The following is a 19,478-nucleotide window of genomic DNA, read 5'->3' as shown; positions in this document are numbered from 1 at the left end:
ACAGGGCTAGGGCTGCGCGCACCGCTTTCCCTTTGTCGCCTAGTTTTTCCAGTGTGCCGGCGGCACCGCCGAACTGCACCACCAGCAAGCGTCTCGACTGTTCCGGCAGCCTTTCCTGATGCCGTTGCAGCGGCCCCTGCCACGCTGCCACACGATCCTGCACTTTGATCTGAATCGCCTTCTGCATACGCGTCATGCCGGTCAGCGCCCTGCTCCCAAAGCGCTCTTGGAGCGAGACGAGCCGCATGACTGTTTCGGTCAACAACAGATCGAGATGCTCGACGACGGATTTGAGCCGAAGCATCAGGCCGGTGTCGATGACATCCTGGCTGGTCGCACCGAAATGCACTTTCTGGGCATGCGGTTCGCCAACCGCCGCCCTGATCTGGCGCACCAGTTCCGGCACCATGACGCCGTCTTTGGCGACCCCGGCTCGCAGCAGAGCCGTATTCGGCCGGAAGGTGCCAAGCGCCGCCACGATCGCTGCCCCCGCATGCTTGGAGATTATCCCGTTATCGGCCTCCGCTTGCGACAGCGCCTGTTCAAAGGCCAGCATGGCCTCGATTTCCGCCTCGACGGAAAAATGCCTCGCCGCTTCTTCGTCGCCGAGAAGAGCGGAGAGCAGCGGATGGTCGAAAGGCGATACAGTCATGTCACAGGCCTCCTGAGCATCAGCTATCGAAGAAGACCGTTTCCTTCTCCCCCTGGAGATGGACGTCGAAGACATACATATCGCCTTGGCGCTCGGCGATCAGCGTCGGCACGCGAAGGCGGTGCTCGACCCGCGCAAGGATCGGATCTTCAGCATTGGCCTTTTCCTCATCGGAAAAATACAGTCTTGTGTGCAGGCCGAGATTGATGCCGCGGGCGACGATCCAGAGCGTGATATGCGGCGCCATCAGGCGACCATCGTTGAACGGGACGCGGCCAGGCTTGATCGTCTCGAACGCACACAGGCCGGTGTCCATGTCGGTCGGGCAACGGCCCCAGCCGAAGAAGTTGGGATCGGCCGTGCCGCGCGGTTCTGCCGGCGAATTGTAGAGCCCGTCGGCATCCGCCTGCCAGATCTCGATCAGCGCATCCTTGAGCGGCGTGCCGGTGCCGTCGAGCACCCGGATGCGCAGGCCGATGCGCTCGCCCTTGGTCTTGTCGTTGACCATGGTCGCGCCGAGGTCGGTCGGGTAGACGCAGCCGATGCCACCGAAATTGGGCGTCAGCCCGATATGAACGTACGGTCCGGCGGTCTGCGAGGGGCTCTCCCTGAGCCGGTCGAGCGACTGGGCCATCAATTGCCCTCCAGCCTGTTTTCGAACCGCGACGCGCGGCGCCCGCGCAGAACGATGTCGAACTTGTAGGCGCGCGCGTCGAAGGGGATCGTCGCTTGCATGTCGAGCGTTGCGATCAGCGTCTCAATGGCCGCCTTGTCGGGGATGCCGCGCACGATCGGGCAGTGCCAGATCAGCGGATCGCCCTCGAAATACATCTGCGTGATCAGCCGCTGCGCAAAGCCGTGACCAAAGACAGAGAAATGGATGTGCGAAGGCCGCCAGTCGTTCGGCCCGTTCGGCCAGGGATAGGGACCGGGCTTGACGGTACGAAACGCATAGAAGCCATCCTCGCCTGTAATAGTTCGGCCACAACCGCCAAAATTCGGATCGAGTGGCGCCAGATAGCCATCCCTCTTATGGCGATAGCGGCCACCGGCATTGGCCTGCCAGAACTCAAGCAGCGCGCCGGGCACGCCAACGCCGCGTTCGTCGAGCACCCGCCCATAGACGAGGATGCGCTCACCGAGCGCGCTCTCGCCGGGTCTGGCGAAATTGTGGATCAGGTCGGCGTCGAGTTCGCCGAGCATGGCGTGACCGAAGACCGGGCCTGCAATCTCCGATAGCGTGTTGTCGAACGACAGCGGCGCCTTTTGCGGTGAGCGCAGCACCGAGGTTTTATAGTTCGGCGTCAGAGCCGGCGGATGCCATGTCCGGTCGCGCTGGAAGAAGGCGCCGGTCTCGGGCCTCCGGGTCGAGCCGGACTCAGCGGGCATTCTGGCTCCCGTCCATTTCCGAAAACACCTCCTTGGCGATCTTGAAGGCACGGTTGGCGGCCGGCACGCCGGCATAGATGGCGACATGCAGGAACGCCTCGCAGATGTCGTCGCGCGACGCACCGGTGTTGGCGGTGGCGCGCACATGCATGGCGATCTCCTCATCATGGCCGAGTGCGGCCAGCAGCGCCAGCGTGACGATCGAACGCTCACGCTTGGTGAAGCCCGGCCGCGCCCACACGGTTCCCCAGGCAGCCTCGGTGATCAGCTCCTGGAAAGGCTGGTCGAAATCGGTGGCGGCAATTTCGGCCCGGTCGACATGTCGGTCGCCGAGCACAGAGCGCCGCACCGCGAGCCCCTTGCGATATCTGGCTGCGTCGCCGGGGACTTCATCCATGGGTTTCTGCTCCAGGGGCAAGCGACGCGATAAAACTGCGGATCAGGGCGACCAGCGCTTCGGGTTGTTCGACGCAAGGAATGTGTCCGGCGTCGCGGATGATCTCGAAGCGCGCGCCGGGGATCAGCTCGGCCAGCGAGCGGACGAGATCGGGCGGCGTCGAGCCATCCTGGTCGCCGGCGACACAGAGTGTCGGCACCGCGATGCGGCGTGCGGCATCGGTGAAATCGGCATCGCGAACGGCAGCGCAGGTCCCGATGTAACCGGCGAGCGCTTGCCTGGTCATCATGTTCCTATAGCCGTCGAGCTCGGCCACACGCGCCGCGTGGAAGGCGGGGGTGAACCACATTTTGAGCACGCCATCGGCAATCGCCTGGATGCCCTTGCTTTCGACCGTTGCGATGCGTGTGTTCCAGCTGTCCGTCGTGCCGATCTTGTGCGCCGTGTCGCAAAGGATCAGGCCTTCGACGATTTCAGGTCGCCTGGCATAGAGCCCCTGCGCGATCATGCCGCCGACCGACAGGCCGCACAGCACGACTTTGCTCAATTCGAAATGATCGATGAGGGCCGAGAGATCATCGACATGATCGTCGATCGACCTAATGTCGCCGATGTCGGACAGCCCATGGCCGCGCTTGTCATAGACCAGCAGCGGGATTTCACCATCGAGCGCCGAGACAATTTCGTCCCAGATCCGGAAGTCGGTGCCGAGCGAATTGATGAATATGATCGGACGCGCATTGCCGGTCGTCTTGACGTGGCGATGGTGCAGCGTGATGCCGCCAATGGTGGCGAATGGCACGGTTTTGGTCCTCCGCGTCCACATTGCACAAGGCGTTTGGTTCGGTAAAATGATATTTTGCGTCGTTTCATTAACTCATGGGTTATCAATTCATGTCCGAGAGCCGGATCCGGTTCCGCCATTTGCAGGCATTCCTGGAGGTCGCGCGGCAGGGAAGCGTGGCACGAGCGGCTGACTTGCTGCATGTCAGCCCGCCGGCAGTGACCAAGACATTGCGCGAGCTGGAAGGGGCGCTGGGGGTTGCGGTGGTCGAGCGCGACGGCCGCGGCATCCGACTGACGCGCATCGGCGAGATCTTTCTTCGCCATGCCGGAACGGCGATCACGGCACTCAAGCAAGGCGTCGATTCCGTCCGCCAGGACGGAGCGGTCAGCCGGCACCCGATCCGCATCGGTGCGCTGCCGACAGTGTCGGCGCGGGTGATACCGCTCGCCATGGGCCTGTTCCTCGAGGAGGACACAGGTGCGGCGATCAAGATCGTCACCGGCGAGAACGCCGTGCTGCTCGAACAGTTGCGCACCGGAGCGCTCGATCTCGTCGTCGGAAGGCTGGCGGCGCCGGAAAACATGACCGGCTTCTTCTTCGAGCACCTCTATTCTGAACCGGTGCTGTTCGTGGTGCGAGCCGGACATCCGCTGCTTGATCCGGGACAGGATGTGTTCGCACGGCTCGACGAATTCCCGATGCTGATGCCGACGCGGGAATCGGTCATCCGCCCCTTCGTCGACCGCCTGTTCATCACCAACGGCATGACGGCGCCGGCAACCGAGATCGAAACCGTCTCAGACTCCTTCGGCCGCGCCTTCCTGCGGCAGAGCAATGCCGTCTGGATCATTTCGGCTGGCGTCGTTGCCAACGAACTCGGCAGTGGCGCCTTCGTCGCCTTGCCGGTCAACACCGAGGAAACCAAGGGACCGGTCGGCCTGACCATGCGCACCGACACGGCCCCCTCGCCGGCCTTCTCCATCCTGCTGCAGACCATCCGCGAAGCGGCAAGGCAAAGCGGCTGATGCGTCAGGCTGTGCGGGATCGTCATCGGCAGAAGGCAGTCGGGTCGAGGTCGAAGACCCGTCCCGGATTGAGGATGTTTCTCGGGTCAAGCGCTGCGTTCAGCCGCCGCATCGTGGCGATCTCGGCGTCGCTGCGGACCAGATGCAGCCACTTCTTCTTGTCGAGGCCGATGCCATGCTCGGCCGAAACGCCGCCTGCCGGGCAAACGCTCGTCCACGCAAAGCGACGTCGTCCGTGTCCGTCGGCAATGTAAAACAGGACAATCGTCCTGTATCGATCACGACGGATCGTGATCGATACCGGAGAGTTGTCTTACTGAAGCTTGGCTTGCAGCGCGTTGACATCGTCGGTGGTCATTTCACCGTCCGTTGCCACCTTGCCGTCGACGATCTTCCACAGGCGGAACGGGCCGGTGATGTCGCCATATTTGTCGAAGGCGACAGGGCCGATGACACCTTCATAGCGGATCGGCTTGCCGTCCTTGATCAGGCCGAGCGCCTTGGCGAACTCTTCCTTGCCGGCAAAGATCGGCGTGCCGGCCGGATCGACGGCCTTGTACATGGCATCCTTGATCTTGGCCGGGTCCTCAGAACCGGCAATGGCGATGGCCAGACCAACAATCGCGCCGGCGTCATAGGAGCGGTCGGCCGCCGGATTGGTCGGTTCGATGCCGGAGAATTCCTTGTAGTTCTTGGTGAAATACTCCGTCGAGGCCGTCGGGCTGGTGCCCGACGACGTGCCGTAGGCTTCCTTCAGATAGTCGGCGCCGACGGACTCGATGAAATCAGGGCTGTTCATGCCGTCATTGAGCAGGAATTTCTGCACGCCGCCCTGCGAGATCCAGGTACGGGCGACCGTAGCGCCGTCGACCGGCGTGCTGACGAGATAGAGGCCGTCCGGTTCGCCGGCCATCGCCGCCGTGACTTCCGAGGCATAGCTCGACTGCTTTTCATTGTAAGGCGTGTCGGAGACGATGGTGCCGCCGAGCGCTTTGTAGGCGCGCGAGAATTCGGCCACCATGTTGACGCCGAAATCGTTGTTGACATGGATGATCGACAGCTTCTTGAAACCCTTGTCGATGGCGTATTTGGCGGCGGCAACGCCCTGCAGCGCATCCGAGGTGATGGTGCGGAAGAAGATACCGTTGGTCTTGCCGTCGCGGCCGAGCGCGGTCAGCGTCGGCGAGGACGAAGCCGGCGAGACCTGGACGATCTTGGCTGGTGCCGTCACCGAGGTCAGGATCGGGATCGACACCGAGGAGATGATGCCGCCGATGATGACCGGCACCTTCTTGACCTGGACCAGCTGGGTGGCTGCGTCGACGGCTATGTTGCCCTGGCTCTGGCTGTCGCGCGTGTCGGTGACGAGATCGCAGCCGCGTACGCCACCGGCTTCGTTGAGGTCGCGGAAGGCCATCTCGACCGACTTGGCGCCGGCCTGGCCGTATTCGCCGGCCGGGCCGGTCAGCTCCATGACGAGGCCGACGGTGATCTTGCAATCGGCGGCTTGCGCAGCACCCGCCATCGTGACGAGAGCGAGCGCGGTGGTGAGCTGGAGTATCGTCTTTGTCATTGTTGTTCCCCTTTCATTACTCGACTGTATTTGAATTCTGGAGCCTGTTCAGCGTTCCGGCACCTGCAGCCAGGTTTCATGCAGATGTCGCCATTCGACGCCGTTGGGCGCCGATGAACTGGTGGTGAAGACGGCGCTCGACTGGCGACGGCTGTGCTTGCCTGCGCGCAGCTGCGCTTCGACATAGAGGACAACGATGGTATCGGCGTCCTGCCAGCCGGGCCGGATGTCCTCGATCGAAATGGCAAAACCATCGTCGCAGGAAGCGCGGCTTGAGCGGACATGGTCGACGACCGCTTCACGGCCGAGGATCTGCCCGTCCGGCGCCACCATGCTGAGGTCTTCGCCCATGGCGCGTTCGAAGCGGCCGAAGTCCACCGTGTTGGCGCGCGCAGCGACGAACCAGTCGACGAAGAAGCGGTGCAGGTCGATGATTTCGGCGCTGGCGCGTGAAAACAGGGAGGGCTCGCCGCTCATTTCTTCCCCGCATTGAGGTTGTAGTGCATGATCGAGCCGTGACGGCCGTGACGGTCGCGCTCCAGCGTGTAGACGTCGCCCTCAAGACCGGTGCCTTGCGCGATGACGGCGGCAATCCGCGCCCGGTCCTCGGCGTCGAGCGCAACGTCCATGATCTTTGCATTGGCCAGCGCATGCGCCTGGTTGCGGGCGCCGACGATGACGGCCGCCACTTGCGGCTGCTCCAGCACCCAGGCGCTGGCGATGGTGGCGATGTCGACGCCGTGGCGGTCGCCAACGGCCTTCAGCGCCTGAAGCAGGTGCTGGAAAAGGCCCCAGCCGCCGAAATCGTCGATGATCAGCTTGTATTTCACCAGCGAGCGGTTTTCGAGCGGCGTGGCCGGTTCGGCCACGCCGAGCCATTTGTCGCTGAGAAAGCCGCCGGCCACCGAGCCATAGCAGAGGAAGCTGACGCCGTGTTTGGCGGCGAGGTTCGCCAAGCTGTTGCCAGGCCGCTGGTCGAGCACCGAATATTGCAGCTGTTGACTGACCAGCGGTATGCCGGCGGCAAGGATTTCAGCCAGGCGCGGCGTGTCGAAATTGGTGGTGCCGAGATTGCGCACCTTGCCTTCAAGCCGAAGCTCGTCGAGCCAGCCCATCGCATCCACATAGCGAGGCTGGTCATAATCCCACCAGTGGAACTGCACGAGATCGAGCCGCTCGGTCTTCAGCCGCCGCAATGACTGGTCGACGATGCTCCTGATGTAGTCGCGGCTGATGCTGGCCAGCCGTTCGAGGTCGGGCACCAGCTTGGTGTGCACCTTCATCCGGGCGGCAACGTCGAGGCCGCGCTCGCTGGCCAGCCGCAGGCGCGCGGCACCGATCAGTTCCTCAACACCAGTGTAGATGTCGGCGCAGTCATAGGTCCAGATGCCGGCATCGAACGTGACGATCAGATCGGCCACCGCTTGGCTGCGGTCGATGGCGCCGTGGCCGCCGGCCAGCTGCCAGCCGCCGCGAATGACGCGCGAGATGGTGTAGCCGGGGCCGAGTTCGAAGGTCTTGGCACTCATCTCAGGTCATCCTCCTTCGGCAGCGGCACCGCCGTGGTCTCGGCGTGGCTGAACCGCCGCTTGGCCATCCTGACGATCCTCAGCCGGCTGGCGCAATTGGGATCGGGACAAGCGATCTCCGCGTCCGAGGTCATCCAGTCGTTCGGGTGGGTTGGGCGCTGCTTGGCCGCCAGCAGAGGCAAGACGGCGGCGAGCGAATAGATCGAAAAACCCTGCCCTGCCGGCATCGACAGCATCTCGCCCTTAAGTTCGAAATAGTCGCCTTCCTTGGCGCCGCAATAGATCGGCTTGCCCTCCGGGATGACCGCCTCGACGCGAAGATCGAACAGCTCGAAACTGTCGTCGGCCATTCAGGCCTCCATCAGGCTGAAGGTAACATCGCAGGCGCCGTTGCGGCGGATGACACCGCAAGCGGCGGCGTACCGGTCACGCTCTTCGACGCGCACTTGCGCCACCACGCTGCCGGCCAACCAGCCGATCGGGAACAAGAGCCGCGCGCCCTGCCCGTAGTAGAGGCCGATGTCGAAGATCGCATTGGGATTGCCGCCCCACATGCGTGGCGGCACGTAGGAAAGCACGATGTCGCCCGGCTGCGGCGTCAGCGTCGCGTTCTCGGCCGGCAACGGTTTCGCATAGGCCTGGCCCTCGAGATCGGCCGCGGGAACCGGACAGGAGATTTCCGGCCCCGTCCACATCGCATGGATGCCAGGGACGACACGTGGCGTGCCGAGATAGGCCGAGAGGAAGGCAGCGTTTTCCGGTGCCTTCTCGGGCAGCAGCAGCGCCGTGACGGAAAGCTGCGAGCGCGGCTCGGTGATCCTGATGGCGGTCATGTCTGGTCTTTCGCGGCGGCGGCCTGCAGCTTGCTGCGCAGGAAGGTGAAGGGGCGGCTGATGTCGGCGACAAGCGATTCGCGCGCCGCCTGCGCATCCTGCGTGGACAGCGCCATGACGATGCGGCGGTGATACTGGGCGGTGTCGACTTCGCCGGCCTCCGAGAAGGCATAGATAGCGACGCGGATGCAGGGCCCCGATTGCAGCCACAGGCTCTCGATCATCGGGATCAGCACGGCCGAGCCGCAGGAGCGGTAGATCTCGAAATGAAAGCTCTGGTTGAGCGTCACTTCGCGATCGACGTCCTTCTTGTGTTTCAGCGCCCGCATCTCGTCCCATTCGCCGAGAATGGTTTCGATGGTGGCGATCTGACGCGGACCCATGCGGGCGGCGGCCAGCGCGATCGCTTCGCCCTCGATCAGGATGCGGGCACGCAAGAGATCATCCAGCCGTTCCAATGTGATCGGCGGCACACGCACCGAACGGTTGGGCAGCGCCTCCAGCGCCTTTTCCGTGATCAGCCTGCCGAGCGCCTCGCGCACCGGCATGGTCGAGGTGACCAAGGCGTCAGCTAGGCCACGGATGGTCAGCACCTGGCTCGGCTCGAACAGGCCGCCGATCAGGGCGCGGCGCAATTCCGAGTAGACGCGGTCCTGCACAGTTTCGCGGCCGACTGGCGCAAGCTGGGCAGCGATCGCCTCGTTGTTCTTTTCGATGGCAGCCTTTTGCATGGAATTCCGTTCTTGGCCGGTTTTCGGCTTGCGGATGAAATTAAAGCCGAATAGCGTGATCAAAGCAAGTGTGATCACAAATCATAATCGGAGGCGGCAACGATCGTCTTCGGCCAGAGGGTTTGATGAGCGAGGCAAGCAAACGGCAAGGGGAAACCCGCGCCCCGGTTCTGACGGCAAGGAATGTCGTCAGGCGGTTCGGCGGCCTTGTCGCTGTCAACGACGTCTCGTTTGAGGTCAAAGCGGGTGAAATCCTCGGCCTGATCGGCCCCAACGGCGCCGGCAAGACGACGATGTTCGACCTGCTCGCCGGCAGCATCCTGCCGACCAGCGGCGAGATCCTGCTCAACGGCACGCCTGTCTCGGGCGCAGCCGCACATCTGCGTATCGGCCGTGGCCCTGGCCGCACGTTTCAGATCTCGCGCCCACTGCCCAATCTGACGTTGATCGAAAACATCATGCTGGCGGCACAGGCCCAGGCGGGCGAAAAGCTGCTCGCCAATTTCGTGACGCCATGGCGCGTCGCCGCGCAGGAAAGAGCCGCCAGGACAAAGGCGCTCGAACTGCTGGAACTGGTCACCCTCACCCACCTCGCGCATGAGCCGGCGCGCGTGCTTTCCGGCGGCCAGCGCAAGCTGCTCGAACTCGCCCGCGTGATGATGGCCGATCCGGCGATCATCCTGCTCGACGAACCGGCCGCCGGGGTCAACGCGACGCTGCTCGAAGTCATCATCGACCGCATCCGCGACATCAACGCGCGCAGCATCACCTTCCTGCTCATCGAGCACAATATCGACATGGTGACGCGGCTTTGCCATCGCGTTCTCGTCATGGCGAGCGGCCAGCTGCTCAGTGAAGGCACGGCCGAAGAAGTCGCTCGCGACCCACGTGTCATCGAGGCCTATCTCGGAGGCGCGGCATGAGCGAGATCGTCCTCGATGTCCGCGACCTCGAAGCCGGTTACGAGCCCGGCGTGCCGATCGTGCGCGGCGCCTCGATCACTGTCAAAAAAGGCGAGATCGTCGTCGTGCTGGGCCCCAACGGCGCCGGCAAGTCGAGCTTCATCAAGGCGATCGCCGGCCTCGTCCCGATCACCGGTGGCACGGTGTTTCTGGACGGCAAGGACATCACCGCTGCGCCTGCCCACACCATGGTGCGGCTTGGACTGGCCTTCGTGCCGCAGACCGAAAACATCTTTCAGTTGATGTCGGTCGAGGATAATCTCAGGGTTGCCTGCGGCATCCTCGAGCGGCGCGAAATCCCTGCCCGCATCGAGGAGATGTATGCCGCCTTCCCGGACCTCGTCCGCCAGCGCCGCACCGCCGCCGGCAATTTGTCGGGCGGACAGCGGCAGATGCTGGCCGTCGCGCGAGCGCTGATCGTCCACCCCAAAGTGCTGGTTCTGGACGAGCCGTCGGCCGGCCTGTCGCCGAAATTCGTCTCGATGGTGTTCGAGATGCTGGCAAACATCCGCAAGTCCGGCGTCACCATCCTTTTGGTCGAGCAGAATGCCAAGGCGGCGCTCGCCATCGGCGACCGCGCCTATGTGCTGGTCGAGGGCAAGGACCGGCACCAGGGCATCGCATCCGAACTGTGGAACGATCCGGTGGTCGCCGAACTCTACCTTGGCCAGCGCCCATCTCAGGCAGGGAAAGGAGGCACGGCATGAGCCTGCAATTTGTCGTCGACGGATTGCTGACGGGTTCGATGATCGGCCTCGGCGCCATCGGCGTGACGCTCACCTATTCGATCCTGCGCTTCTCGAACTTCGCCCATGGCGACTTCATGGCATGGGGCACCTATGCGACGCTGGCCGTCGTCAGCGCCATCGGCGCGACAGTCGGCAAGGTGGCGCCGATCGCACCGCTGTCCTTCGGCTGGCCGCTCATTGTTGCGCTCGTTATCGGCATGGCCTTCACCGCGCTCTTGGCGTTGCTACTCGACAAGGTGCTGTTTTCGCGGCTTCGCTCGCAAGGCCAGGCGATCATCGTGGTGATGGCGAGCTTCGGCGCCTCGATGGCGCTGAGAAGCCTGCTCGAATTCACCTTCACCTCGCGGCCGACCTATTTCAGCCGCGCGATCCAGATCGCCATGCCGGTGGGCTTCGGCATCCGCATCACGCCCGACCAGATCGCGCTTTTGCTGCTGACCGCGGTGCTGGTGCTCGGCGTGCATCTGTTGATGACGCGCACGCAAACCGGCCGCTCGATGCAGGCCTTGAGCCAGAACGCGGCACTGGCCCGCATCGTCGGCATCGATGTCGCCAGCGTGGTGCGCGTCACCTGGGTCATCGGCGGCGCTCTCGCCTGCGTGGCCGGCGTGATGATCGGCATTCTGGTGCAGATCCGCCCGTTCATGGGCTTCGACATGCTGCTGCCGATGTTCGCCGCCGCCATTCTCGGCGGCATCGGCAGCATTCCCGGTGCGGTGCTCGGCGGCCTGATCATCGGGCTCGCCGAGGCTGGTGCGGTGCAGTTGATCGGCGCCGAGTGGCGCGCCGCCGTTTCCTTCATCCTCCTGATGGCGGTGCTGTTCGTGCGGCCGATCGGCCTGTTTGGTGTGAGGGAACGCTGATGGACCTGCTCGGCTACGGCGCCTTCTTCCTGACCACAGCGCTGATCTTCTCGCTGGTCACGCTAGGGCTCAATTTGCAGTGGGGCCTGACCGGGCTGTTCAATGTCGGCCTCGCCGGCTTCGTCGCCATCGGCGCCTACACATCGGCGCTGCTGACCACACCGGACGATGCCGCGCGGCTGGGCGGCTTCGGCCTCCCGATCCTTGTCGGCTGGGCGGGCGCCATGGTCGTCGGCGGCATCGCTGCAGCGCTTACCGGCATGGCAACGCTGCGGCTGAAATCCGACTATCTGGCGATCACCACCTTCGGCGTCGCCGTCGTCGTGCAGTTGGTCGCACTCAATGCGCAGAAGCTGACGGGCGGCCCATTCGGCATCGGTTTTATCCCGCGCCCCTTCGGCAGCCTTGCCGAGACGCCGTTGCTGTTCAACCTGTCCAACCTTGCCGTGGTCTCGGTCGTCACGCTGATCGCCTATCTCGCCTTGGAGCATCTGTCGCGCAGCCCATGGGGGCGGGTTTTGAAGGCGCTGCGCGAGGATGAACGGGCAGCGATCTCACTCGGCAAGAGCGCGCGTTTCTATCGCGTCCAGGCCTTTGCCGTCGGCGGCGCGATCATGGCGCTGGCGGGCGCGCTGCAGGCGCATTTCACCGGCTTCATCGCGCCGGACAATTATTTGCCGATCCTGACCTTCCAGGTCTGGGTGATGCTGATCGTCGGCGGCTCGGGCAGCAATCTCGGCGCCGTCATCGGCAGCATCCTGGTGTGGGCGATATGGGCCGGATCGGGCACGCTGACCAGCATCCTGTTCCCGCCGGAACAGCAGGCTCGCGCCGCCGCGCTTCAGATCGCCGCCATCGGCGTCATGCTCTGCGTCATCCTTCTGATCCGGCCGAACGGCCTGTTCGGCGACAGGCCGCGGCGGTCCTGGTTAGGTAAGCGGGCGAAGGTGGCGACGGCCAAGAGCATTTCGCCGTCATGAATGCCACGGTTCGGCGGGAAACGCATGGCGCTTCGCTGTGGCATGCCGTCAGCCGCAACCGCCGCGAGCGGCCGGCGCTGCAGAGCGGGCTCGCTGTCGACCTGGCCATCGTCGGCGGTGGCTTTTCCGGTCTTTCCACCGCGCTGCATGCGGCAGGCAAAGGCCTTTCCGTCGCCGTTCTCGAAGCCGAATTCATCGCCTGGGGTGCGACCGGCAGGAATGCGGGCTTTGTCGTGCCGAACTTCGCCAAGATGGACCCGGTCGACATACTGGCCCATCTCGGACCGTCGCGCGGCGAAAGGCTGATCGATTTCGCCGCCGGCAGCGCCGACCTGGTCTTCCGCCTGATCCGGCAGCACGGCATCGACTGCGACGCCGTGCAGAACGGATGGATCCAGCCTGCGCATTCGCCTACCGCCTTCGAGAAGGTCAAATCACGTGCCGGGCAATGGGCACAGCGTGGCCGGCCGACCGTCACATTGGATCGGCCGGAAATCGAAGCCCTGACGGGCGTGCCAGGCTATGTCGGCGGCTGGATGGATCGTTCCGGCGGCGTGCTCAATCCAGTCGCCTATGCGCGCGGGCTCGCCGATGCGGCGGAGAAGGCCGGCGCGAAGATCTTCGAGCAGACGCGCGTCGCCTCGGTTGATCGCATAGCCGATGGCTGGGTGCTGAAAACGCCGGCGGGATCGGTGCGCGCCGCAAAGGTGCTGATCGCCACCAACGCCTATGGCTGGTCCCTCAATCCGTCATTGCAGCGAACCTATTTCCCGCTCAAGGTTTTCCAGATAGCGACAGCGCCACTGCCTCATGAAGTCCGCAGCCGGTTGCTGCCCGGCGGGCAAGGTGTCGGCGACACCAGGCGCAATCTGTTCACTTTCCGCGTCGACGCCGAAAACCGGTTGATCAGCGGCGGCATGAACATCCTTGGCGCTGGTGCTGATACGCGCGTACCACAGACGATCTGGCGAAGGCTTGGGCGGCATCTCGGTCTGCCCGATCTGCCGCCGCTTGCCTACAGCTGGTCGGGAATGGCAGCGGTTGAACCGGATTTCCTGCCGCACCTGATCGACCTCGGTCCGGGCCTGATCGCCGGACGCGCCTGCAACGGCCGCGGCATCGCCATGACCACGGCGATGGGCAAGGTGCTGGCGGACTGGGCCTCTGGAACCGAGGCCCGCGACCTGCCGCTGCCCTTTGCGCCGCCGGCGCCGATCCCGTTCCATGCCTTGCTGCGGCACGCGCCCAACATGCTGCTCGGCTGGAGCATGCTGCGCGACCGGCTGGACGGGACGAGCTAGGCCGACGGCTACCTGGCAGCGTCAAGGTTTGCCGACAGCACGGCGGCCGCCATCGCGATGTCCTCTTCTATGAAGACCCGCACAGTGGGGCCGCTGCGCTGCTCCAGTGCGGCGACGATCTTGCGATGCGCGTCGTTGGAGTGCGGGATGTAGCGATCGGCCTGCATCAGCAGCTTGAGATAGGGCCCAACCCGCCCCCAGAGGTCGCGGATCATGTTCAAAAGGATCGGCGCGCCGGCCTGCTGGTAGATGGCAAAGTGGAACGCTTCGTTCAACGAGAGATAGGCCCGGGCGTCACCGGCCTCGATGGCACGCTGCATGCCGGCGAGCGTCGCCTGTATGTCAGCCAGCCCGCTTTCGCTCATCCTGGTCGCCGCCATCTCGCCCGCCAGTCCCTCGACGGCGATACGGATGCGCGTCAGTTCCTCGAAGGCAGGCGCGGACAGCAACGGCACGATGACCGAGCGGTTGTTCTGCATCTCGAGCAGTCGCTCGGCGACAAGCCGCTGCAGCGCCTCGCGGATTGGCGTGGTCGAGATGCCGAACGTCTCGGCGAGCTTGCGTATAACCAGCGTCTGCCCCGGGCTGAAGCCGCCTGAAATCAACTCCTGCTTGAGCGCGCCATAAGCGCGGTCATTCAGGGTTTGATGTTCGAGCTTCAGCATGCGATCGGCCCGATCACCAGTTCGACAGCGCGCGATCGAGCGTCTCGGCCAGTTGCTCGGCATTGTCCCTGGCAAACGGCAGTGGCGGCCTGATCTTCAGCACATTGCCGCGCGGACCGCAGGACGAGATCAGCACGCCGTCCTCGCGCATGGCTTCGACGACCGCCGATGTCTTGGTGGCGGCCAGCGCCTCGTCACCGTCCGCCGTCAGCTCGACACCGAAATAGAGGCCGTTGTGCCTGATATCGGCGACCGCGCCATGCCGGCTCTGCAGGGCGCGCAGCAGCTCAGCCGTATAGGCGCCGACATTGCGCGCATTCTCGATCAGTCCTTCACCTTCGATCACCTCCAGAACGGCGAGGCCGACGGCGGCAGCGACCGGATTGCCGCCAAAAGTGTTGAAATAACCGGTGTTCGAGCCGAAGGAGGCGACAAGCTGCGGCCGCACCAGCACGGCGCCCATCGGATGCCCGTCGCCGATCGGCTTGCCCATCGTGACGATATCGGGCTCTATCCCATAATTGGCGAAGCCCCACATGCCCTGGCCGAGCCGGCCGAAGCCAGACTGGACCTCATCGGCAATGACGATGCCGCCGGCCTTTTTTACATGGTCGGCCGCCTCGCGCATCACCGCCGCATCCGGAAAGAAGATGCCATCGCTGGAAAAGGCTGAATCGAGAAGCAATGCGGCCGGCCGGATGTTTTTTGCGCGCATACCTTCGATGGCGGCAGCGACATTTCTGGCGAAATCGCGTGAGGCCTTGCCATGGTCTCGGAACGTGTCCGGCGCCGCCACGGTGCGGTGCTGCGCGGGCACGCCCTTTGCCCCGACCGCCGCCGGCGACAGCTGCGCCGTCGCGATGGTGGCGCCGTGATAGGCGAAGTCGGTGATGATCACCCCGGTGCCGCCGCTGGAATGCTGGGCGATGCGGATGGCGAGGTCGTTGGCCTCGCTGCCGGTGCAGGTGAACATGGCATGGCCGAGATGGGCCGGAACGGTGCCGAGGAGTTTCTCCGCGTAGTCGAGGATGATCTCGCTGAGATAGCGTGTGTGGGTGTTGAGCGTGACGGCCTGCGCCGACAGCGCCTCGACGACACGCGGATGGCAGTGTCCGACCGAGGCGACGTTGTTGTAGCCGTCGAGGAATCTGCGACCCTGGGCATCGTAGAGCCACACACCGCTGCCACGCACCAGATGGATCGGGTTGCGGTAGAAGGCGCGGTAAGTCGGCCCGAGCAGCCTGGCGCGGCGCTCGAGCAGCGCGCGCTCCGATGCAGCCGCGTCGGCATTTGGAGGATATGGCGAGGACTGGGACACGAGCATTTACTCCGGATTGGAATTGTCGAGAAAATAGCGGCGGGCATCGGTGGATGACAGACCATCCAGCTTTTCAAGCGAGGCCCAGACCTCGGTGGCGAGGCGCAGCACATAGTCGCGCTTGGCCGGGAAGCGGTCGGCCTGCCAACTGGCGATGTTGACGATGAGCGCAAGCCGGGCACGGATCAGATCGCAGAGAATGCCGACCTCGTCCTCCTCCAGCGGCTGAACCGATTGATAGCCGGCGACAAAGCGTGCTGCCGGTGCCAGCGGATGGCCTTGTGCCGGCCAGCGGTAGACGGCGCCGATGGCGAGGTCGCAGATCAGCGGCGAATGGATCATGTCGCCGAAATCGAGGATGCCGCTGACGACCTCCGGCCGCGACGCGTCCATCACCACATTGTAGGAGTTCATGTCGTTGTGGACGATCTGCGCGCGCAGGGTCGGGATGACCGGCGCCGCATGCTGCTCGAAGGAGTCGATCGCGCGCTCGACCATCGCCCGCCGGCCAACGTCACTGATATGCGCCATCATCGGCCGCGTCTTGGCGACCTTACGGATATCCCAGAGCAGGTCGCTGCCGGCGGCCGGGTGGAAGAAACCGCGCAGCGCCCGGCCAAGGCGGGCCAGGAAGACGCCGAGATTGCGATCCTGCGCATCGGAAGTCGGCGAGCGCGACAGCAGCTGACCGGGCAGATAAGTCACCAGCCGGATGATGCGCGGCGCCGATCCACCAACACTGGCCGCAAATTGCGGCTCGCCTTCAAGGCTTTTGCGCACCGAGGGAACCGGCAAGGTGGGGTCGACTGCAAGGATGTGGTCGAGCGCCTTGTTCTGGAAATCGGTGAAGCCGGCCTCTTCCGCCGGATGGGAGATCTTTAGAACGAACTCACGCTCGCCGTCGGCCTGGATGTGGAAATTGTGGTCGCGTTCGCCAGGCAGCGGACGCGCGGTGCCGGTCAGCCCATAGTACCGGCGCAGGATGGCGAGCGCTTCGGCCGCCGAAACATCAGGCGCGTCCTCGGCGAGTGTTTCGCCGAACGCATCGGGGACGGCCGCATTCATGGCTTAGCCTCGATAGGTTCAAGCCCGCACCAGTCGGCGATGAACAGCGCGATGGTCTGGGTGACCTTGCGCACCGAGTCGAGATCGACCGCCTCGTCATAACCATGCGGCATGCGGCAGATCGGGCCATAGACGATCGCCGGCGTGTCGGCATAGAGGCCGAAGAAGCGCGCATCGGTGGTCGCCGAGGTGACGTGCTCCGTCAGCGGCTCGCCCCAGACGGCGGTGTGGCTGCGGCGCAGCACGGCTTCCATCTCGTCGGCACCCTCCAGCACATAGCCTTCGGCCATGAAGCCGTTGTAGGTGAGGCTCGGCGGACGATTGGCCAGGAACGGATCGGCACGCGCCGCTTCGGCGATACAGGCCTCGAGCTCGGCTCTCGCGTCTTCGAGACTCTGGCCGGGATAGGTGGCGACGCGCATCTCGAAGACACATCGCGCCGGAACGCTCGATGTCCATTCGCCCCCTTCGATCTTGCCGAGATTGAAGCGGATCGGGTGCGGGTGATCACGGAAATGCTTGTCGTCGACCTTGCGCGCATTCCAGACGATTTCGAGTTGCTTCAGCGCCTGGATGATGACAAATGCCTTTTCGATGGCATTGGCCCCGGCCGAAAATGCACCCGACGCATGCTGCGGGTCGCCGTCGACCTCGACCCGGAACCAGATCGGCCCGACCTGCGCCCGCATCAGCCTCGGCTCCAGCGGTTCGGGAATGAAGGCGGCGTCGGCGCGGTAGCCGCGCTGCAGGCAGGCAAGCGCGCCATTGCCGGTGCATTCTTCCTCGACCACCGACTGGAGATACACGTTCGCGGCCGGCTGATAGCCAAGGCTGCGCAATGCGGCCAGCGCATAGAGGCAGGCGGACAGGCCGGCCTTCATGTCGCCGGCGCCACGGCCATGCATCCAGCCATCCTCGATCACCGGGTCGTAGGGATCGCGCACCCAGCGGTCGAACGGTCCGGTCGGCACGACATCGATATGGCCGTTGAGGATCAGCGAGCGGCCGGTCGCGTTTCGCGGCGTATGCGTGGCAACGACATTGAAGGCGTCGTCATAAGAAACTGCCACGGGTGAAAAACCCGGCAGGTCGCGAATCGCATCGACATCGACGCGCCACATGTCGACGGCATAGCCGTCAGCCTCAAAGGCAGCCGCCATGAACGATTGTGCGGCATGTTCCTCGCCACGCTGCGAAGGAAAACGCACGAGGTCTTGCAGAAACGCTACCTGCCGCGCGAAGCCGTCATCGACCGCGCTCAGAATGGCCTCGTCCGCAATCCGCTCAGGCATCATATTTCACTTTCTTCTGAATGGTGTATCATATCTCATATGCCATTCCTGTGAAATGCAAGAGGCATACGCGCCAAACTTTCAGTCCAGGGTTTGCCGTTCGATGCTGCCATGGTCTTGGGGAGTTGGCATCGGATGCAGCAAGCCGATACTGCTATCTCTGGAAGACATGACGGGGAATGCGTTGATCACCGAAGACACGATGCCGGCCGAAATCACCGATCTCGCCATTGGCTACCATCGCCTGCCGGCGGGCAAGCTTGCCAATGCGGTGACGTGGATGGAGGCGCGCTCGCCGCAGCCCGATCTCGCGCACCCCTTGGCCATGACACGGATCACGACGCCCGACTGCGCTTCCTATCGGGCGATCTTCCTCGAGATCGGCGCGCCCTGGCTTTGGGACCGTGTTTCCGGAATGTCCGATGCCGAAATCACCGAGCATTTCGCCGACCCGCGCCAGCATCTCTACTACGGCCATGACGAGACCGGCGCCCATCTCGGTATGGTCGAATTCTTCGTCGCCGACAGCAGCGAGATCGAGATCATCTATTTTGGCCTGTTCCCGTCCCTGACCGGCAGGGGTTTCGGCAAACGGCTGATGGCCGGGGCACTGGGCCTCGCATGGTGTCTCAACCCGAGCCGCATCTGGCTGCATACAAGCAGCTTCGATCATCACAGTGTCATCGGGTTCTACAGTGCCTGCGGGTTCGTGCCGTTCGCGACCGGATTTGAGATCGTCGACGATCCCCGGATCAAGGGAACCTTGCCGCGCGATGCCGCACCGCAGATTCCGCTGATCGAAACGGAGTGGAGCAATGGCAAGGGAGCCGCGCTTTCCCCGGAAAAGCGACAAGTTGCGCGGACCTAGATGAGAACAGCCCCGCAATCCGTCAGCCAAGCGTCGCCGCACCATCGCCGATGGGTTCGCCGCGAGACCATCCTGTCGACGCTGGAGCGCCATATCGACACGCGCATCGTGCTGTTCGCCGCGCCGGCCGGCTTCGGCAAATCGACGACGATGTCGCAATGGGCCACGGAAGTCGCGCGCCACGGCCGGCTGACCGCATGGCTGTCCTGCGAAGCGACGGACAATGACGAGGGCGCCTTCCTGTCGCATCTGGTGGGCGCGCTGCGCCAACTGGTCCAGAGTCCGGCGGAACTCGATCTTGCCTTCCAGTCGAGCCCGATCCCCCAGCTCGATGTCGTGCTCTCGGCACTTGTGGCGGGTCTGGCGGCGCGCCAGGCCGACATCACCCTGTTCTTCGACGATTACCACGCCATCGAGGCGCCGGCGGTGAAGCGGTTCATGGAGCGCCTGACCCGGCAGGCGCCGGCAAACGTCGCCTTCGTCATCGGCTCGCCCAGCC

Annotated in this window: 22 protein-coding genes and 2 pseudogenes; 8 read left to right on the top strand and 16 right to left on the bottom strand. The window is 64.2% G+C overall.

The features are described 5' to 3' along the window. From EOD15_RS09630 to pcaD, 5 genes are all read right to left on the bottom strand, one after another. The coding region (locus tag EOD15_RS09630; protein WP_245463623.1) for a lyase family protein at positions 1 to 652 on the bottom strand (652 nt) is incomplete at its 3' end. Between the two features lie 19 nt (positions 653 to 671). Further along, positions 672 to 1,286: a protocatechuate 3,4-dioxygenase subunit alpha gene (gene pcaG / locus EOD15_RS09625; RefSeq protein ID WP_127318463.1), complete on the bottom strand. Its 615-nt coding sequence runs from the start codon at positions 1,284 to 1,286 to the stop codon at positions 672 to 674. After that, entirely contained in the window at positions 1,286 to 2,041 is a 756-nt protein-coding gene (pcaH, locus tag EOD15_RS09620) for a protocatechuate 3,4-dioxygenase subunit beta (protein WP_127318461.1), read from the bottom strand. The genes pcaG and pcaH overlap by 1 nt, the downstream gene beginning before the upstream one ends. After that, a complete protein-coding gene (gene pcaC, locus EOD15_RS09615) occupies positions 2,031 to 2,438 on the bottom strand; it encodes a 4-carboxymuconolactone decarboxylase (RefSeq protein WP_127318459.1) in 408 nt (135 codons plus the stop codon). The genes pcaH and pcaC overlap by 11 nt, the downstream gene beginning before the upstream one ends. Further along, positions 2,431 to 3,240 carry a 3-oxoadipate enol-lactonase gene (gene pcaD / locus EOD15_RS09610; protein ID WP_127318457.1) on the bottom strand — a complete coding sequence of 270 codons (810 nt, stop codon included), beginning with the start codon at positions 3,238 to 3,240 and terminating at the stop codon, positions 2,431 to 2,433. The genes pcaC and pcaD overlap by 8 nt, the downstream gene beginning before the upstream one ends. 92 nt (positions 3,241 to 3,332) lie before the next feature. On the opposite strand from pcaD, the gene pcaQ reads away from it, so the two are divergent. Further along, on the top strand, positions 3,333 to 4,250 hold the full coding sequence (gene pcaQ, locus EOD15_RS09605) for a pca operon transcription factor PcaQ (protein ID WP_127266585.1): 918 nt from the start codon (positions 3,333 to 3,335) through the stop codon (positions 4,248 to 4,250). Positions 4,251 to 4,272: 22 nt separating this feature from the next. Here the strand turns inward: pcaQ and EOD15_RS09600 are convergent. From EOD15_RS09600 to EOD15_RS09570, 7 genes and pseudogenes are all read right to left on the bottom strand, one after another. Further along, positions 4,273 to 4,446, bottom strand: a pseudogene (locus tag EOD15_RS09600) (FAD-linked oxidase C-terminal domain-containing protein); the annotation flags it as partial. A 117-nt stretch (positions 4,447 to 4,563) separates the two neighbouring features. Beyond that, positions 4,564 to 5,823 carry an ABC transporter substrate-binding protein gene (locus EOD15_RS09595; RefSeq protein WP_127318455.1) on the bottom strand — a complete coding sequence of 420 codons (1,260 nt, stop codon included), beginning with the start codon at positions 5,821 to 5,823 and terminating at the stop codon, positions 4,564 to 4,566. A gap of 48 nt (positions 5,824 to 5,871) precedes the next feature. Next, on the bottom strand, positions 5,872 to 6,300 hold the full coding sequence (locus tag EOD15_RS09590; RefSeq protein ID WP_127318453.1) for a hypothetical protein: 429 nt from the start codon (positions 6,298 to 6,300) through the stop codon (positions 5,872 to 5,874). Further along, a complete protein-coding gene (locus EOD15_RS09585) occupies positions 6,297 to 7,352 on the bottom strand; it encodes an aldo/keto reductase (protein ID WP_127318451.1) in 1,056 nt (351 codons plus the stop codon). The genes EOD15_RS09590 and EOD15_RS09585 overlap by 4 nt, the downstream gene beginning before the upstream one ends. Further along, positions 7,349 to 7,702 (bottom strand): TIGR04076 family protein, encoded by a 354-nt coding sequence (locus tag EOD15_RS09580; RefSeq protein ID WP_127270671.1) that lies wholly within the window; start codon positions 7,700 to 7,702, stop codon positions 7,349 to 7,351. The genes EOD15_RS09585 and EOD15_RS09580 overlap by 4 nt, the downstream gene beginning before the upstream one ends. Then, entirely contained in the window at positions 7,703 to 8,185 is a 483-nt protein-coding gene (locus tag EOD15_RS09575) for a DUF3830 family protein (RefSeq protein WP_127318449.1), read from the bottom strand. It abuts the gene before it with no gap. After that, a complete protein-coding gene (locus tag EOD15_RS09570) occupies positions 8,182 to 8,916 on the bottom strand; it encodes a GntR family transcriptional regulator (protein WP_127270675.1) in 735 nt (244 codons plus the stop codon). The genes EOD15_RS09575 and EOD15_RS09570 overlap by 4 nt, the downstream gene beginning before the upstream one ends. 125 nt (positions 8,917 to 9,041) lie before the next feature. On the opposite strand from EOD15_RS09570, the gene EOD15_RS09565 reads away from it, so the two are divergent. The 5 genes from EOD15_RS09565 to EOD15_RS09545 are packed head-to-tail and all read left to right on the top strand — an operon-like array spanning position 9,042 to position 13,771. Beyond that, the gene (locus EOD15_RS09565) at positions 9,042 to 9,839 is read left to right on the top strand and encodes an ABC transporter ATP-binding protein (protein WP_127408442.1); all 798 of its coding nucleotides are present in this window, start codon (positions 9,042 to 9,044) and stop codon (positions 9,837 to 9,839) included. Next, complete coding sequence (locus tag EOD15_RS09560) at positions 9,836 to 10,585, top strand: ABC transporter ATP-binding protein (protein ID WP_127318445.1); 750 nt, start codon at positions 9,836 to 9,838, stop codon at positions 10,583 to 10,585. Before EOD15_RS09565 ends, EOD15_RS09560 begins: the two co-directional genes overlap by 4 nt. After that, positions 10,582 to 11,490, top strand: a complete 909-nt coding sequence (locus EOD15_RS09555) for a branched-chain amino acid ABC transporter permease (protein WP_127318443.1) — start codon at positions 10,582 to 10,584, stop codon at positions 11,488 to 11,490. Before EOD15_RS09560 ends, EOD15_RS09555 begins: the two co-directional genes overlap by 4 nt. Continuing rightward, positions 11,487 to 12,470: a branched-chain amino acid ABC transporter permease gene (locus tag EOD15_RS09550; RefSeq protein ID WP_164761574.1), complete on the top strand. Its 984-nt coding sequence runs from the start codon at positions 11,487 to 11,489 to the stop codon at positions 12,468 to 12,470. The genes EOD15_RS09555 and EOD15_RS09550 overlap by 4 nt, the downstream gene beginning before the upstream one ends. Next, on the top strand, positions 12,467 to 13,771 hold the full coding sequence (locus tag EOD15_RS09545; RefSeq protein WP_127318440.1) for an FAD-dependent oxidoreductase: 1,305 nt from the start codon (positions 12,467 to 12,469) through the stop codon (positions 13,769 to 13,771). The genes EOD15_RS09550 and EOD15_RS09545 overlap by 4 nt, the downstream gene beginning before the upstream one ends. An 8-nt stretch (positions 13,772 to 13,779) precedes the next feature. Here the strand turns inward: EOD15_RS09545 and EOD15_RS09540 are convergent, their stop codons facing one another. From EOD15_RS09540 to EOD15_RS09525, 4 genes are read right to left on the bottom strand one after another with little or no spacing between them, the layout of a single operon-like run. After that, positions 13,780 to 14,436 carry a GntR family transcriptional regulator gene (locus tag EOD15_RS09540; protein ID WP_127318438.1) on the bottom strand — a complete coding sequence of 219 codons (657 nt, stop codon included), beginning with the start codon at positions 14,434 to 14,436 and terminating at the stop codon, positions 13,780 to 13,782. Positions 14,437 to 14,449: 13 nt separating this feature from the next. Then, a complete protein-coding gene (locus EOD15_RS09535) occupies positions 14,450 to 15,760 on the bottom strand; it encodes an aspartate aminotransferase family protein (protein ID WP_164761571.1) in 1,311 nt (436 codons plus the stop codon). Further along, on the bottom strand, positions 15,761 to 16,819 hold the full coding sequence (locus EOD15_RS09530) for a phosphotransferase (RefSeq protein WP_127318436.1): 1,059 nt from the start codon (positions 16,817 to 16,819) through the stop codon (positions 15,761 to 15,763). Continuing rightward, complete coding sequence (locus tag EOD15_RS09525; RefSeq protein ID WP_164761570.1) at positions 16,816 to 18,111, bottom strand: ArgE/DapE family deacylase; 1,296 nt, start codon at positions 18,109 to 18,111, stop codon at positions 16,816 to 16,818. Before EOD15_RS09525 ends, EOD15_RS09530 begins: the two co-directional genes overlap by 4 nt. Positions 18,112 to 18,280: 169 nt before the next feature. On the opposite strand from EOD15_RS09525, the gene EOD15_RS09520 reads away from it, so the two are divergent. Together EOD15_RS09520 and EOD15_RS09515 are read left to right on the top strand one after the other, a co-directional pair. Further along, a complete protein-coding gene (locus tag EOD15_RS09520; protein WP_127318432.1) occupies positions 18,281 to 18,979 on the top strand; it encodes a GNAT family N-acetyltransferase in 699 nt (232 codons plus the stop codon). After that, positions 18,980 to 19,478: pseudogene (locus EOD15_RS09515) on the top strand (AAA family ATPase); the annotation flags it as partial.

Source organism: Mesorhizobium sp. M7A.T.Ca.US.000.02.2.1 (genome assembly GCF_003996995.1).
Lineage (GTDB): Bacteria > Pseudomonadota > Alphaproteobacteria > Rhizobiales > Rhizobiaceae > Mesorhizobium.
The sequence above is the reverse complement of the archived record's forward strand: the minus strand, read 5'-3'. Positions and strand labels throughout refer to the sequence as shown.

Bases quoted from the DNA above. Each gene is read 5' to 3' on its own strand.
- pcaG (WP_127318463.1), bottom strand. From the start codon at position 1,286: ATGGCCCAGTCGCTCGACCGGCTCAGGGAGAGCCCCTCGCAGACCGCC.
- pcaH (WP_127318461.1), bottom strand. From the start codon at position 2,041: ATGCCCGCTGAGTCCGGCTCGACCCGGAGGCCCGAGACCGGCGCCTTC.
- pcaC (WP_127318459.1), bottom strand. From the start codon at position 2,438: ATGGATGAAGTCCCCGGCGACGCAGCCAGATATCGCAAGGGGCTCGCG.
- pcaQ (WP_127266585.1), top strand. From the start codon at position 3,333: ATGTCCGAGAGCCGGATCCGGTTCCGCCATTTGCAGGCATTCCTGGAG.
- EOD15_RS09595 (WP_127318455.1), bottom strand. From the start codon at position 5,823: ATGACAAAGACGATACTCCAGCTCACCACCGCGCTCGCTCTCGTCACG.
- EOD15_RS09590 (WP_127318453.1), bottom strand. From the start codon at position 6,300: ATGAGCGGCGAGCCCTCCCTGTTTTCACGCGCCAGCGCCGAAATCATC.
- EOD15_RS09585 (WP_127318451.1), bottom strand. From the start codon at position 7,352: ATGAGTGCCAAGACCTTCGAACTCGGCCCCGGCTACACCATCTCGCGC.
- EOD15_RS09580 (WP_127270671.1), bottom strand. From the start codon at position 7,702: ATGGCCGACGACAGTTTCGAGCTGTTCGATCTTCGCGTCGAGGCGGTC.
- EOD15_RS09575 (WP_127318449.1), bottom strand. From the start codon at position 8,185: ATGACCGCCATCAGGATCACCGAGCCGCGCTCGCAGCTTTCCGTCACG.
- EOD15_RS09570 (WP_127270675.1), bottom strand. From the start codon at position 8,916: ATGCAAAAGGCTGCCATCGAAAAGAACAACGAGGCGATCGCTGCCCAG.
- EOD15_RS09565 (WP_127408442.1), top strand. From the start codon at position 9,042: ATGAGCGAGGCAAGCAAACGGCAAGGGGAAACCCGCGCCCCGGTTCTG.
- EOD15_RS09560 (WP_127318445.1), top strand. From the start codon at position 9,836: ATGAGCGAGATCGTCCTCGATGTCCGCGACCTCGAAGCCGGTTACGAG.
- EOD15_RS09555 (WP_127318443.1), top strand. From the start codon at position 10,582: ATGAGCCTGCAATTTGTCGTCGACGGATTGCTGACGGGTTCGATGATC.
- EOD15_RS09545 (WP_127318440.1), top strand. From the start codon at position 12,467: ATGAATGCCACGGTTCGGCGGGAAACGCATGGCGCTTCGCTGTGGCAT.
- EOD15_RS09540 (WP_127318438.1), bottom strand. From the start codon at position 14,436: ATGCTGAAGCTCGAACATCAAACCCTGAATGACCGCGCTTATGGCGCG.
- EOD15_RS09535 (WP_164761571.1), bottom strand. From the start codon at position 15,760: ATGCTCGTGTCCCAGTCCTCGCCATATCCTCCAAATGCCGACGCGGCT.
- EOD15_RS09530 (WP_127318436.1), bottom strand. From the start codon at position 16,819: ATGAATGCGGCCGTCCCCGATGCGTTCGGCGAAACACTCGCCGAGGAC.
- EOD15_RS09525 (WP_164761570.1), bottom strand. From the start codon at position 18,111: ATGCCTGAGCGGATTGCGGACGAGGCCATTCTGAGCGCGGTCGATGAC.
- EOD15_RS09520 (WP_127318432.1), top strand. From the start codon at position 18,281: ATGACGGGGAATGCGTTGATCACCGAAGACACGATGCCGGCCGAAATC.